Origin of the sequence: Pseudomonas ekonensis (assembly GCF_019145435.1) — a bacterium.
GTDB lineage: Bacteria > Pseudomonadota > Gammaproteobacteria > Pseudomonadales > Pseudomonadaceae > Aquipseudomonas > Aquipseudomonas ekonensis.
On record NZ_JAHSTS010000001.1, the window covers coordinates 1,094,307 to 1,107,932 of the forward strand.

Annotated in this window: 6 protein-coding genes; 3 read left to right on the forward strand and 3 right to left on the reverse strand. The window is 66.1% G+C overall.

The features are described 5' to 3' along the window. Window positions 1-35 precede the first annotated feature (35 nt). Both ngg and KVG96_RS05100 read right to left on the reverse strand, forming a co-directional pair. Window positions 36-1,781 carry an N-acetylglutaminylglutamine synthetase gene (gene ngg / locus KVG96_RS05095; protein WP_217891068.1) on the reverse strand — a complete coding sequence of 582 codons (1,746 nt, stop codon included), beginning with the start codon at window positions 1,779-1,781 and terminating at the stop codon, window positions 36-38. A gap of 3 nt (window positions 1,782-1,784) precedes the next feature. After that, a complete protein-coding gene (locus KVG96_RS05100; protein WP_217891069.1) occupies window positions 1,785-3,557 on the reverse strand; it encodes an N-acetylglutaminylglutamine amidotransferase in 1,773 nt (590 codons plus the stop codon). Between the two features lie 295 nt (window positions 3,558-3,852). On the opposite strand from KVG96_RS05100, the gene KVG96_RS05105 reads away from it, so the two are divergent. Next, complete coding sequence (locus KVG96_RS05105; protein WP_217891070.1) at window positions 3,853-8,628, forward strand: NEL-type E3 ubiquitin ligase domain-containing protein; 4,776 nt, start codon at window positions 3,853-3,855, stop codon at window positions 8,626-8,628. Window positions 8,629-8,646: 18 nt separating this feature from the next. Here KVG96_RS05105 and mnmC read toward each other — a convergent pair whose 3' ends face one another. Next, a complete protein-coding gene (gene mnmC / locus KVG96_RS05110) occupies window positions 8,647-10,626 on the reverse strand; it encodes a bifunctional tRNA (5-methylaminomethyl-2-thiouridine)(34)-methyltransferase MnmC2/FAD-dependent 5-carboxymethylaminomethyl-2-thiouridine(34) oxidoreductase MnmC1 (RefSeq protein ID WP_217891071.1) in 1,980 nt (659 codons plus the stop codon). Between the two features lie 172 nt (window positions 10,627-10,798). Here mnmC and pap point away from each other — a divergent pair, with 172 nt between their 5' ends. Together pap and KVG96_RS05120 are read left to right on the forward strand one after the other, a co-directional pair. Continuing rightward, complete coding sequence (gene pap / locus KVG96_RS05115) at window positions 10,799-12,313, forward strand: polyphosphate:AMP phosphotransferase (protein ID WP_217891072.1); 1,515 nt, start codon at window positions 10,799-10,801, stop codon at window positions 12,311-12,313. 99 nt (window positions 12,314-12,412) lie between these two features. Next, window positions 12,413-13,597, forward strand: coding sequence for a thiolase family protein (locus KVG96_RS05120; protein WP_217891073.1), 1,185 nt, complete (start codon window positions 12,413-12,415; stop codon window positions 13,595-13,597). Window positions 13,598-13,626: the final 29 nt, after the last annotated feature.

Here is a 13,626-nt window from a genome sequence, read left to right on the forward strand (position 1 = left end):
CTCGCGAAAGCGGTGGCCCATTCAACGCATCCAGGTCAGACAGCCGGCCGGCTGTGGGGAAACAACAGATCCACAAACCGCTCCGCCGTCGGCTGCGGCTCGTGGTTGGCCAGGCCGGCCCGTTCGTTGGCTTCGATGAACACATGCTCCGGCCGGTCTGCGGCGGTCACCATCAGGTCGAGGCCGACCACCGGAATGTCCAGCGCCCGGGCGGCACGCACGGCCGCATCGGCCAGCGTCGGGTGCAGGATGGCGGTGACGTCTTCCAGGGTGCCGCCGGTGTGCAGGTTGGCGGTGCGGCGCACGGACAGGTGCTCGCCCGCCGGCAGGACGCTGTCCCAGTCGTAGCCGGCCATCTGCAGGGTGCGCCGGGTTTCGTCATCCATGGGGATCTTGCTTTCGCCGTCGGTGGCCGCCTGCCGGCGCCGGCTCTGGGCGTCGATCAAGGCGTCGAGCGCGTGGAGGCCATCGCCCACCACGTGCGCCGGCCGGCGGATCGCCGCCGCCACGACGTCGAAACCGATGACCAGGATCCGCAGGTCGAGCCCATCGTGGAAACGCTCCAGCAGCACCCGGCTGTCGAACGCCTTCGCCGCTTCGACGGCTTGCTGCACCGCTTCGATGCTCTGCAGGTCCACCGCCACGCCTTGGCCCTGTTCGCCGTCCAGCGGCTTGACCACCACGCGCAGGTGCTCGTCGAGGAACGCCAGATTGTCGTCCGCGTTGCCCGCCAGGCGCTGCGCCGGCACGTTCAGCCCGGCGGCCTTCAGCACTTTGTGGGTCAGGCTCTTGTCCTGGCACAGGGTCATGCTGACGGCGCTGGTCAGGTCGCTCAGGGATTCGCGGCAACGCACCCGGCGCCCGCCGTGGCTGAGGGTGAACAGCCCGGCCCCGGCGTCGTCCACCTGCACATCGATGCCGCGCCGGTGCGCCTCTTCGACGATGATCCGCGCGTAGGGATTGAACGGCGCCTCGGGCCCAGGCCCCAGGAACAGCGACTGGTTGATGCCGTTCTTGCGCTTGACGGCGAAGGTCGGGAGGCTGCGCATGCCCAGTTTGGCGTAGAGGGTCTTCGCCTGCCGGTTGTCGTGCAGCACCGACAGGTCGAGGTGGTTCAGACCGCGGCTCATGAAGTGTTCGATCAGGTGGCGCACCAGCACTTCGCCGACCCCCGGACGCCGGCACTGCGGATCCACCGCCAGGCACCACAGGCTGCTGCCGTTTTCCGGATCGTGGTACGCCTTGCGGTGATTGAGGCCCATGACGCTGCCGATCACCGCGCCGCTGTCCTCGTCCTCGGCCAGCCAGTACACCGGCCCGCCCCGGTGGTGCGGGGTGAGCCGGGCAGGGTCGACCGGCAGCATGCCGCGGGCGTGATACAGCCGGTTGATGGCCAGCCAGTCCGCGTCGCTTTGGGCGCGGCGGATGCGGAAGCCGCGAAACACCCGGGTCGCCGGGCGGTAGTCGCTGAACCACAGGCGCAGGGTATCGGAAGGGTCGAGAAACAGTTGCGCAGGTTCGAGGCCGAGCACCTGCTGCGGTGCGGCGACGTACAGGGCGATGTCACGTTCGCCCGGCTGTTCCTTGAGCAGTTCTGCGGCCAGGCTCGATGGGTCCGGGAAGGTATGGCCGATCAGCAGGCGGCCCCAGCCGCAATGCACCGCGATCGGGGCGCCGGCCGGTGCGCTGCCGTCTTCGGCCAGGCGCGCCTGCAAGCGTTCGTAGGAGGGCGCCTGACCGCGCAGCAGACGCTGGCCGTAGGCCGTGGCATGAGGTTTCATCGGTCAGATTCCTTGTTCGCTGAGCCACAGGTTCAGGGCCGCCAGTTGCCACAGGCGCGAGCCGCGCAGCGGGGTGATGTGGCTTTGCGGGTCGGTCAGCAGGCGGTCGAGCATCGCCGGGTCGAACAGGCCGCGGTCCTGGCTTGGGTCGAGCAGCAACTCGCGGACCCAGTCGAGGGTGTCGCCCTGCAAGTGCTTGAGGCCGGGCACCGGAAAGTAGCCTTTCTTGCGGTCGATCACCTGCGCGGGAATCACCTGCCGTGCCGCTTCCTTGAGCACCTGCTTGCCGCCGTCGGGCAACTTGAAGCGGGCGGGGATCCGCGCCGACAGCTCGACCAGGCGATAGTCCAGGAACGGCGTCCGCGCCTCCAGGCCCCAGGCCATGGTCATGTTGTCGACCCGTTTGACCGGGTCGTCCACCAGCATCACCGTGCTGTCCAGGCGCAGGGCCTTGTCCACCGCCGCGTCGGCGCCGGGCTGCGCGAAATGCTCCTTCACGAAGTCGCCGGCCGCGTCATGGGCCGTCATCCATTTCGGCTGCACGGTGGCCTTGTAGCCGTCGTGGGTGCAGTCGAAGAACGCCTGACGATAGGCCGCATACGGATCGGCCGCGCCGTCCACCTGCGGATACCAGTGATAACCGGCGAACAGTTCGTCTGCGCCCTGGCCGCTCTGCACCACCTTGCAGTGCTTGGCCACCTCGCGGGAGAGCAAGTAGAAGGCGATGCAGTCGTGGCTGACCATCGGCTCGCTCATGGCGCGGAACGCGGCGGGCAGCTGTTCGATGATTTCCTGTTCGTCGATGCGCAGTTGATGGTGGCGGGTGCCGTAATGCCTGGCGATCAGATCTGAATACTGGAACTCGTCGCCGCGCTCGCCGCCGGCGTCCTGGAAACCGATGGAGAAGGTCGACAGGTCGTCCACGCCGGTTTCGCGCAGCAGGCCGACCAGCAGGCTCGAATCGACGCCGCCGGACAGCAGCACCCCCACATCCACCGCCGCACGCTGACGGATGGCGACCGCCTCGCGGGTGCTCTCGAGCACGCGGTCGCGCCAGTCCTCAAGGGTCAGATCCTGCTCGTCGGCGCGCGGGCCGTAGGACAACGCCCACCAAGTCTTGCGCTCTGTGCTGCCGTCCGCGCCGACGCGCATCCAGGTGGCGGGCGGCAGTTTTTCGATGCCGGCCAGCAAGGTGCGCGGCGCCGGCACCACGGCGTGGAAGTTCAGGTAATGGTTGAGGGCGATCGGGTCGATGACCGGTGCGATGTCGCCTCCCTTGAGCAGCGCCGGCAGGCTTGACGCAAAGCGCAGGCGCTCGCCGGTGCGCGACAGGTACAGCGGCTTCACGCCGAGCCGGTCGCGGGCGAGGAACAGCCGCCGGGTGTCGCGCTCCCAGATCGCCAGGGCAAACATGCCGTTGAGCTTGGGCAACAGTGCTTCGCCCCAGGCGTGATAGCCCCGGAGCAGCACTTCGGTATCGCCGCCGGAATGGAAGACATGGCCGAGGCCTTCGAGCTCGGCGCGCAGTTCCGGGAAGTTGTAGATCGCGCCGTTGAAGGCCAGGGCCAGGCCCAGACTGTTGTCGGTCATCGGCTGTGCCGAGCCGTCCGACAGGTCCATGACTTTCAGGCGGCGATGGCCCAGGGCGACCGGCCCTTGGGCATGGAAGCCCCAGGCGTCGGGGCCGCGGGGGGCCAAGTGATGGGTGATTCGTTCGAGGGCTGCAAGGTCTGCAGGGCGTTGGTCAAAACGTAACTCGCCAGCTAATCCGCACATAAGTTCCTTACCGGTTTATTCCGTTGGGGAGGTCAACATGCACCGTGCCGGAATGGCCGGTACTGAAAAACTGACCTGTGCAGGAACCGGTAGTTTTAGAACGATCGGTTATATGGCGTCGTCGGCGAGCAGAATCCCATAACAGCTTCACCACGGTTTTGTGCGGTACAGGGTTATGCAAAACATGGGAATTCTTGCTGATCCGCAACGGCAAACGCGCAGGATTTCGCGTTATCAATCGCTCACAGGGATCGCTAAGTTAAAGGCCTGAACCCGCGATTAAGGACGATTGCCGATGCCGCCCCCGGACACCCCCCTGACACCTGTCACGCTCACGAACGAACAGGTGCTTGCGACCCTGCTGGACGCCACCGGCGATCTGGACACCGCCGAAGTGCTTCAGCAACGCCTCCCTTCGTGGTTGCTCCAGGCTCCCCATGAGGAACTTTCGGCATTGGCGCAGGCGGTCCGGGAACTGCGGGCCAGCCACGAGCAGGTGGAGGCGGGACTGAGCCGCCTGCAATCCTTGAAAGCCTATTGCATCTTCGAGTTGACCCACGCGTTGCGCCTGCGTTGGCCGGTGGCGTTCGAGGTCGAAAACGATCACCTGGCGCTCATGGGCGCCCACCCTGGCAAGCGCACCTTGCTCGACGCGGCCATGCAGAACTTCACCGAAGCGCAGGCAGACGCCGACGGTTTGCCCAAGGGCAGTGAGATCCAGCTCAAGAACCAACCGCAAGGGGTGGCCGGACTGACGCCGTCAGCCTTCGCCGGCTTTTGCCGCGACCTGGATCTGGGGCGGCGTTATCAAGCGCATTTCACGCAGGTGTTCGGCCTGCAGAGGCGGGCCGGGCAGATGGAGGTGACGAGCGCCCTGGGCCAGGACATCGTCCGCCTGAAAAAACGCTTGTTGGCGTTCGACATGCATCTGGCCTTACTGAAAGGGGACATCACCCGGGAGGGGTATCGGATGTTGCAGCGACTGGTCGAAGCCGATGGCGTCGCCGACGCGAAAACCCTGCATTACGAGGGGCGTCCCTTGCGCATGCAGGGGCTCGGGCTGCAAGGCACCTGCATCTGGGGAGTGGTGGTGTTTTCGCAGCGACCGGTTGAGGAGCATCCGGATGAATGGTGTCTTGTCTACATGCCCGGCGAACCCTACCGGCCGCTGTTCGAATACCCCGACTTCAGCACGTTCGAGCTCTACCTGACGCTGAAGCTGGGCCTGCGCAGTTATCAGGCGCCTTTTTCCCGCTACCTGGACGAGGACGGCAAGCCTGGTTTTTTCAAGACCTTTGCCCGCACACGGAGCCTGGGGAAGGTCGAGGCGCGGCCGATCACGCGGTCGTTGTTCGACTTCTTGCTGTACAGCCATGTCGGCAAGCTGCAGATCGATGCGCAGGTGCTTGCGGTGCCCACCGCCGATGTGGACGCCGAGGCATCGCGTGAGCGCTGGCTGGGGTATCTGGACACCGGCATGACCATCGCCGGTCTGGCAGGGTTTTTCTTGCCGGTGGTGGGCGAGCTGATGATGGGGGTGGCGGTCGGCCAACTGCTGGCGGGGACCTTCGAGGGCGTCGAGGACTGGAGTGCCGGCGACCGGCACGACGCCCTGGCGCATATGCTCGATGTGGCGCAGAACGTCGCTCTGATGGCGGCAACCGCAAGCGCCGCGAAAGGACTGGGCACCGTGGTCAGCCGCACGCTTGCACGGCACCCGGAATTCTTCGGGCGCTTCGCGGCGGTGCTCGACCGCTCGGGCTGGCCGAAGTTGTGGAAGCAATCGCTGCAGGCCTATGAGCAACCCGAGGCGGCCAAAGGGCAGGCGCAGGTGGACTTCTCAGGGTTGTACCGGGTGCAGGACCGCACGTTCCTGCAGATCGAGGACAAGCACTATGCCGTGGCGCTTGATCCGGAGTCGCAGACGTGGCGGATTCAGCACCCGTCGCGCAAGGACGCCTTCAGGCCTGAACCGCTGCCCAGCGGCACGGGGGGCTGGCTTCGTCCCGGCGAACCGGTGGAGCAATGGCGCAATCCGGCTTATGTGCTCAAGCGCATGACCCCCGTTCTGTCCGGCATCGACGATAGCCGGCTGGACATGATCCGGAAGCTGACCGATACACCGCTCCATGAGCTGCATCGTTTGTTCCTGGACAGCGCGCCGATGCCGCAGCGTCTGCAGGACATGGCCAAGCGCTTCAAACTGGACAGCAAACTGCGCGGTTTCATTGCCGACATGGAGCAGGGCGATGTGCGCAGCGTGCGCCATGTACAGGAGCAGTTGCATGCGTTGCCCCTGCTCAAAGGATGGCCTCACGGGCGCTACATCGAAGTGTTGGACGGACAGGCGAATGTCGTGGCGACCTACCCGTCCTCTGCCGTGAGCGACCATGACCTGTGCGTCCATGTGACCGAAGATCAGTTGGCGGATGGGCAATTGCTGCAAGTGATCACAGAAGGGCTCTACCCCCAGGAAGTGCAGACGTTGACCGGCGTGCCCGCGTCAGGCGGCGAGCGGGCCGTGCACCTGGCGAAAACGCTGGGCGCCGAGATCAAGGCCGAGCGGCGACCCCTCTTCGACTGGATGTACGGGCAATACGATCAGGGCCGTTCGAGCGAGGTGGGGGCGGCTCGGGGCCGGTTTCCCGACCTGCCCGCACGCTATGCCCAACGACTCACGGACCTGGCCTCCAGCGTCGAACGCCTGCATGTGCGTGCCGTCGGACGACTGCCGATGAACCTGGCCCAGAAGATGCGCCAGGCCCGTGATGCCATACGGATGGACAGGGCGCTGGCGGGTTTCCACCTGCCGGAGCTGGCCAATGCCGACACGGAGCGGCTGGGCATCCGCCTGTTGCCGCGCCTGGACGGCTGGCAGGCGGATTGGCGGCTGGAGTTGCGCGAAGCGTTCCGCCACGGGCCGTTGCTGGCGGACATCGGCGATCCGGGCGCCGCGCCTGCGCAAGCCGGAATGATCGTCAGGTCGCCGGGCGGGTATCGGGTGTTCAACGGGGAAGGGCAAGCCCTGGGGCAGGTTGCATCCGGGCCTGAAAGCCTTTATGTCGCGGTGCTCAAAGGCATGCCGGAGCCGTTGCGCCGCGCCACGGGGTTTGCCGAAGCTCAGCCGGAAGCGGCCGGACGCCTGCGCAACCGGTTGCTGAACGCTGCGCTCGACGACCGGGCCGATGCCGAGCGGGCACTGTTCACCGATCAGCCCTTGCCGGTGCGCAAGCGCATGGCGTGCGTGCAACACGACGGCCCTGTCGGCTCGTCGAACCATTCCGCTGCGCTGGTGCGCAAGGTCAAGCGGCTCTACCCGTCGTTTTCCGATGCGCAAGCCAGCACGCTTCTCCTCGGTCTGGGGCCGGATCCCCTGGGCCGGGCCCGAGCGGTCAGACAACTGCAGCAGGCGTTGAAAGAACTGACCGAGAGCCTTGAGGACTGGAGCGAGGATCAGCAGGCGCTCAACGCCATCGGCACACCATTGCGCGAGGCCCGTCAGAGTCGGCAATTGGCGGCGGGGATGATCGAGGACGCCTGGCGGCAACTGACGAGGACGTCAGACGGGCAATGCAGTCTCAGGCTCGACGGTATGCGCATCGGGCAACTGCCGCACCTGCCCGCGAGCGTTTCGTTCGACCATGTGAAGCAACTGTCATTGAAGAACATGGAGCTGAACGATGACTCGGTCTACTTCCTAAAGGCATTCCGGCAGGTGCAGTCGCTCGACCTGGACGGCAACCGACTGACCCGCTTGCCGGAAGCGGTCTCGCACATGCCGGCGCTCACGCGCCTGAGCCTTTCGGACAATCGGGTGCAATTGACGGAGCAGACGCTGGCGAAGCTGTCCGGATTGCGCACTCTGCATGCCTTGAACCTGAGCGGCAATGCCTTGGGGGCCACGCCGGATGTCGGCAAGATGTTCGACTTGCGTCTTTTGGCCCTGCGCAATACCCGCGCGACCGAGTTGCCCAAGGGCTTGTCCCGCTTGCCGAACCTGGATCGTGTCGACCTGCGTGACAATGACATCCGGCAGTTGCCGGACTGGCTGTTCCAGACGCCCAGGCGCATGAGCGAGACGGTCAACCTGCGGCACAACCCGCTGGAGGATCCGAGTCGCATCCGCTTGCTGGAGTATCGGGATCGGGTCGGAGTCGGCATGGGGTTCATTGAAGACGACATCTCCCGCCTCAACGAACAGCAGGCCAGGGCGTTATGGTTCACGGACCGGGCCGGGCAGTCGTTCGAACGGCGAAACAGCGTCTGGACGGCCTTCAAGGACGATCCGCGGGCCGACGGCTTGTTTCGCCTGTTGTCGGAGGTGGGCAACACGGCGGACTCGGAATACGTTCACCGGGACATGGCACGTCGGGTCTGGCGTGTGCTGGAGGCCGCCGAGGCGGATGCGACGCTGTGCGAGCAGATCCTCGACCTGGCGGCCAACCCGATCCACTGCACGGATTCGGCGGCGTTGAACTTCAGCCACCTTGAGGTGGCGGTGGAGGTGCATCAGATCACGGACCGTCAGGCCGATGCCGAAACGCGCGCGGCGGATCTGCTGAAGCTGGGGCGCAGGCTGTTTCGCCTGGAGCAGGTGGACAAGCTGGCCCAGGCCCACATCGACAGCCATCCGAGGGCCGATCCGCTGGAGGTCGGCCTGGCCTATCGCACGGGGTTGGCCGATGACCTGGACTTGCCCGGCCAACCCAGGCACATGCGCTTCGAGTTCTTGAGCGGCGTCACCCGGAAAGACCTGGAGGCGGCGCTGATCAAGGTCAAGCATGTCGAGCTGTCGACCGGGTTTGCGGCTTTTCTGGCGCAGCAGCCGTTCTGGTGCGATGTCATGAAGCAGCACCATCCCCGTCAGTTCGAAACGGCGCAAGCGATCTACCCGCCCAGGCTGCAGGCCCTGTTCGAAAAGGCGGACACCCTGACGACGGCGGACTATCTCGAACAGGTCGAGGCCATCTCGTTCGAACGGCAGAGCGCCGAAACGAACTTGATGAAGCGGCTGACGGACGACGTCATCAAGCGGATCGAGCTGGGTGTCTGCGCGTTGTCCGATTTCTGAATGCCTGCGGATTCGGTTTCACTTGCCTCGTATCAAGCGGCGCAAAACGAACCGGTTGGGATGGCAGGCTTCGGCAACGGCTTTGGGCAAGGGCAGCGGCTCGTCGTCCAGCCACGCCGCCAGCAGCTCGCCGCACAGCGGTGCGGTGATCAGGCCGCGCGAGCCGTGCCCGCTGTTGACGTACAGGCCATCGAGCCATGGACAGGGCACCTGCGGCACTTGCCGGGCATCCCTGGCCAGTGCGGCGTAGGCGTGGGCAAAAGCTTCGCGGTCGGCGAGGGGGCCGACGATGGGCAGGTAGTCGGGGCTGGTGCAGCGAAAGGCTGCGCGGCCCTGGAGGTGGCCGACGTCCTGCCCGTGGATGTTCAGGCGTGCGGTCAGGTCGGTGGAGATTTCGTCGAGCATCTCCAGGTTGCCCAGGTGTTCGGCGGCGGTCGGGGTCAGGTCGTCGCTGTTGAAGTCGAAACTGGCGCCCAGCGTGTGTTCGCCCAGTCGCGCAGGGGCGACGTAGCCCTCGGCGCACACCACGGTCTTCAGCGCCTGGCTCTGCTCCGTTTGCGCCAGGCGGGTGATCTGCCCGCGAATGCGCTTGAGCGGCAGTTCGGCGCTTTGGGCGAAACGCCGCACGTCGGCGGCGCCGGCCAGCACCACGACCGGTGCGCTGGCGATCAGGCGATCACCGTCGAAGGCCTGCCATTGGCCGTCGACCTTGCGCAGTTCCAGCACTTCGTGATGGTGCAGCAGTTCGATGTTCGGTTGGTCGGCCTGGGCCTGGCACAGCGCCGGCGGGTGAACCCAGCCGCCCTCCGGGTAGAACAGGCCACCGTGGGCCAGGCCGATCCCGGCGCGGTCTTGCGCCTGGGGTGGGTCGAGCCATTGCAGCAGGTCCGGCGGGAAGGCGGCGGCCAGTTGCGCGTGACGCTCGGCCTCCTTGTCGTTGAACGCCAGTTGCAGCACGCCGCAGCCGTCCCAGTCGGTGCCGCGCTGCAGGCTTTCCAGCAGACGGCGGGTGTAGCCGAATCCGCTGACGATCAACTGCGACAATGCCGTGCCATGGGCCGACAGTTTCAGGTACAGCACGCCTTGGGGGTTGCCCGATGCCTCCTGCGCCACCGCGCCATGTCGCTCCAGCAGGCTGACCCGCCAGCCCCGGGCCGCGAGGCTGGCGGCGCTGGCGCAACCGGCGAGCCCGGCGCCGATCACCAGCGCCCGGCGCTCGCCGGTCAACGGTGCCGGGCGGGCGAACCAGGGTTTGTCCGGCGCGGGGGCGGGCACTTGCGCCGGCCAGCCGAGGAATTCGCCGCGCAGGATCTCCCACTTGTGGCCGATGCCCGGCGTGCGCTTCATCTTGAAGCCCGCCGCGTTGAGCAGGCGCCGCACCCAGCCGGTGCTGGTGAAGGTGCTGATGGTCGCGCCGGGCGCGGCCAGCCGGGCCAGTTCGGCGAACAGTTCGGCGGTCCACATGTCCGGGTTCTTCGCCGGCGCGAAACCGTCGAGGAACCAGGCGTCGATCCGGGCGTCCAGCTGCGGCAACTGCTCCAGCGCATCGCCGATCAGCAGGGTGAGGGTGACCCGCCCGTTGTCCAGCACGATGCGCTGGAACCCTTGATGAATCGCCACATAGCGCTTTTGCAGTTGATCGGCGAAGGTGGCCAGTTCCGGCCACAGCGAAAGTGCCCGCTGAAGATCCGCAGGGCTCAGGGGGTACTTTTCGACACTGACGAAATGCAGCCGCGCACCGGCCGGGGCAGACCGTTCGAACAACTGCCAGGCGCAGAGAAAATTCAGCCCGGTGCCGAACCCGGTCTCGCCGATCACCAGCCTGCCGTTTGCCGGCAACGCGGCGAAGCGCTCGGCCAGGCGGTTCTGTTCGAGGAACACGTAGCGGGTCTCTTCCAGCCCGGACTGGTCGGAAAAGTACACATCGTCAAAGGCCCGCGAACGCGGGCGTCCCTGGTCGTCCCAGTCGAGCTGGGCGTGGGGCAGTTCAGGTTTCATGGCAGGCTCGGCAACGGCAAGGCCGCCATTCTAGCCGATTGCGCAAAGGCGGCTTGATCCATGGCAAACCTTGCGGGCGCAGGTTCACGGACAATCCGCCGCCCGCCGGAATTTCTGTGCCGCGCCGGTGCCTGATCCGCTAGTCTTGCTGAACCCTGGAAGGAGCCGTCCCATGTTCGAATCCGCTGAAATCGGTCACGCCATCGACAAAGACACCTACGAAGCCGCGGTGCCGGCCCTGCGCGAAGCGCTGCTCGAAGCCCAGTTCGAACTGCAGCAGCAACGGCGCTTTCCGGTGATCGTCCTGATCAACGGGATCGAGGGGGCCGGCAAGGGCGAAACGGTCAAGCTGCTCAACGAATGGATGGATCCGCGCCTGATCGAGGTGCGCACCTTCGATCAACAGACCGACGAGGAACTGGCCCGGCCGCCGGCCTGGCGCTACTGGCGGATGCTGCCGGCCAAGGGGCGGATGGGCATCTTCTTCGGCAACTGGTACAGCCAGATGCTCCAGGGGCGGGTGCACGGGCTGTTCAAGGATCCGCGGCTGGACCAGGCGATCAACGCCGCCGAGCGCCTGGAGAAGATGCTCTGCGATGAAGGCGCGTTGATCTTCAAGTTCTGGTTCCACCTGTCCAAGAAGCAGATGAAGGCGCGGCTCAAGGCCCTGGCCGACGACCCGCTGCACAGCTGGCGGATCAGCCCGCTGGACTGGCAGCAGTCGCAGACCTACGACAAGTTCGTCAAGTACGGCGAACGGGTGCTGCGCCGCACCAGCCGCGACTACGCGCCTTGGCATGTGATCGAGGGGATGGACGCCCATTACCGCAGCCTGGCGGTGGGCAAGATCCTGCTGGAGGGGCTGCAGAACGCGCTCAAGCGTCCGGACGTGCACCCGCACGAAGTCAATGCCGCGCCGCTGGGCACGGCCGTCGACCAGATGAACCTGCTCGACAGCCTCGACCTGACCCAGTCCCTGGACAAGAAAGACTACGAAGAGCAGCTGATCACCGAACAGGCGCGGCTGTCCGGGCTGATGCGCGACAAGCGCATGCGCCGCCATGCGCTGGTGGCGGTGTTCGAAGGCAACGACGCGGCCGGCAAGGGCGGGGCGATCCGGCGGGTCGCGGCGGCGCTCGACCCGCGTCAGTACAGCATCGTGCCGATTGCCGCACCGACCGAAGAGGAGCGTGCGCAGCCGTACCTGTGGCGCTTCTGGCGGCACATCCCGGCACGGGGCAAGTTCACTGTGTTCGACCGCTCCTGGTACGGCCGGGTGCTGGTGGAGCGGGTCGAAGGCTTTTGCAGCAAGGCCGACTGGCTGCGGGCCTACGGCGAGATCAACGACTTCGAGGAACAGGTCGCCGACGCCGGGGTGATCGTGGTCAAGTTCTGGCTGGCCATCGACAAGGACACCCAGATGGAGCGCTTCCAGGCCCGGGAGGAGATCCCCTTCAAGCGCTTCAAGATCACCGAAGACGACTGGCGCAACCGCGACAAGTGGGACGCCTACCGCGCGGCGGTGGGCGACATGGTCGACCGCACCAGCACCGAGGTCTCGCCGTGGACGCTGGTCGAGGCCAACGACAAGCGCTGGGCCCGGGTCAAGGTGCTGCGCACGATCAACCGGGCGCTGGAGGAGGCGTTCGAAAAGTCCGACCGCCGGGAGAAGAAGCACAAGAGCTGAACCGATGGGCACGCATACGCCGGGTGAATGATCGTCGCGGCAGGTCTCGGGGTGGACTTATGCTCGAAACCACTCCCGACCGACTCAATGAGGTGTGCGATGCGTGAAGTGGTGATCGTCGACAGCGTCCGGACCGGCCTGGCCAAGTCCTTTCGCGGCAAGTTCAATATGACCCGTCCCGATGACATGGCGGCCCATTGCGTCAATGCGTTGCTCACCCGCAACGACATCGACCCGGCCAGCGTCGAGGACTGCATCGTCGGCGCCGGCTCCAACGAAGGCGCCCAGGGCCACAACATCGGCCGCAACGTGGCGGTGCTGTCGCGCCTGGGCACCGGCACCGCCGGCATGACCCTCAACCGCTTCTGCTCGTCCGGCCTGCAGGCGATCGCGATCGCGGCCAACCAGATCGCTTCCGGCTGCAGCGACATCATCGTGGCCGGCGGCGTCGAGTCGATCAGCCTGACCCTCAAGAGCGTCAACACCGACCACCTGATCAACCCGCTGCTCAAGCAACGGGTGCCGGGCATCTATCACACCATGGGCCAGACCGCCGAAACGGTGGCCCGGCGCTATGGCGTCACCCGCGAAGCGCAGGACCGCTATGCGCTGCAAAGCCAGCTGCGCACCGCCCAGGCCCAGGCGGCGGGGCTGTTCGACGATGAGATCGTGCCGATGGCGGTGAAGTACCGGGTCGAGGACAAGGCCACCGGCGCCGGGCAGATCCTCGACGGCATTGTCGACCGCGACGACTGCAACCGCCCCGACACCACCTACGAAAGCCTGGCCGGGCTCAAACCGGTGTTCGCCGAGGACGGTTCGGTGACCGCCGGCAACTCGTCGCAACTGTCCGACGGCGCGTCGATGACCCTGGTGATGAGCCTGGAGAAGGCCTTGCGGTTGGGGCTCAAGCCCAAGGCGTTTTTCCGCGGCTTCACCGTGGCCGGCTGCGAGCCGGACGAAATGGGCATCGGCCCGGTGTTCTCGGTGCCGAAACTGCTCAAGGCCAAGGGCCTGCAAGTGGCGGACATCGATCTGTGGGAGCTCAACGAGGCGTTCGCCTCGCAGTGCCTGTACAGCCGCGACCGGCTGGAGATCGACAACGAGCGGTACAACGTCAACGGCGGTTCGATTTCCATCGGCCATCCGTTCGGCATGACCGGGTCGCGTCAGGTCGGGCATCTGGTGCGCGAACTGCAGCGGCGCAACCTGCGTTACGGGATCGTCACCATGTGCGTGGGGGGCGGGATGGGGGCGACCGGGCTGTTCGAGGCGGTGCGCTGAGCTGAGCGATTGAATCTGCCTGCGGCGAC

Coding starts and splice junctions, on each gene's coding strand:
- ngg (WP_217891068.1), bottom strand. CDS start 1,781: ATGAAACCTCATGCCACGGCCTACGGCCAGCGTCTGCTGCGCGGTCAG.
- KVG96_RS05100 (WP_217891069.1), bottom strand. CDS start 3,557: ATGTGCGGATTAGCTGGCGAGTTACGTTTTGACCAACGCCCTGCAGAC.
- KVG96_RS05105 (WP_217891070.1), top strand. CDS start 3,853: ATGCCGCCCCCGGACACCCCCCTGACACCTGTCACGCTCACGAACGAA.
- mnmC (WP_217891071.1), bottom strand. CDS start 10,626: ATGAAACCTGAACTGCCCCACGCCCAGCTCGACTGGGACGACCAGGGA.
- pap (WP_217891072.1), top strand. CDS start 10,799: ATGTTCGAATCCGCTGAAATCGGTCACGCCATCGACAAAGACACCTAC.
- KVG96_RS05120 (WP_217891073.1), top strand. CDS start 12,413: ATGCGTGAAGTGGTGATCGTCGACAGCGTCCGGACCGGCCTGGCCAAG.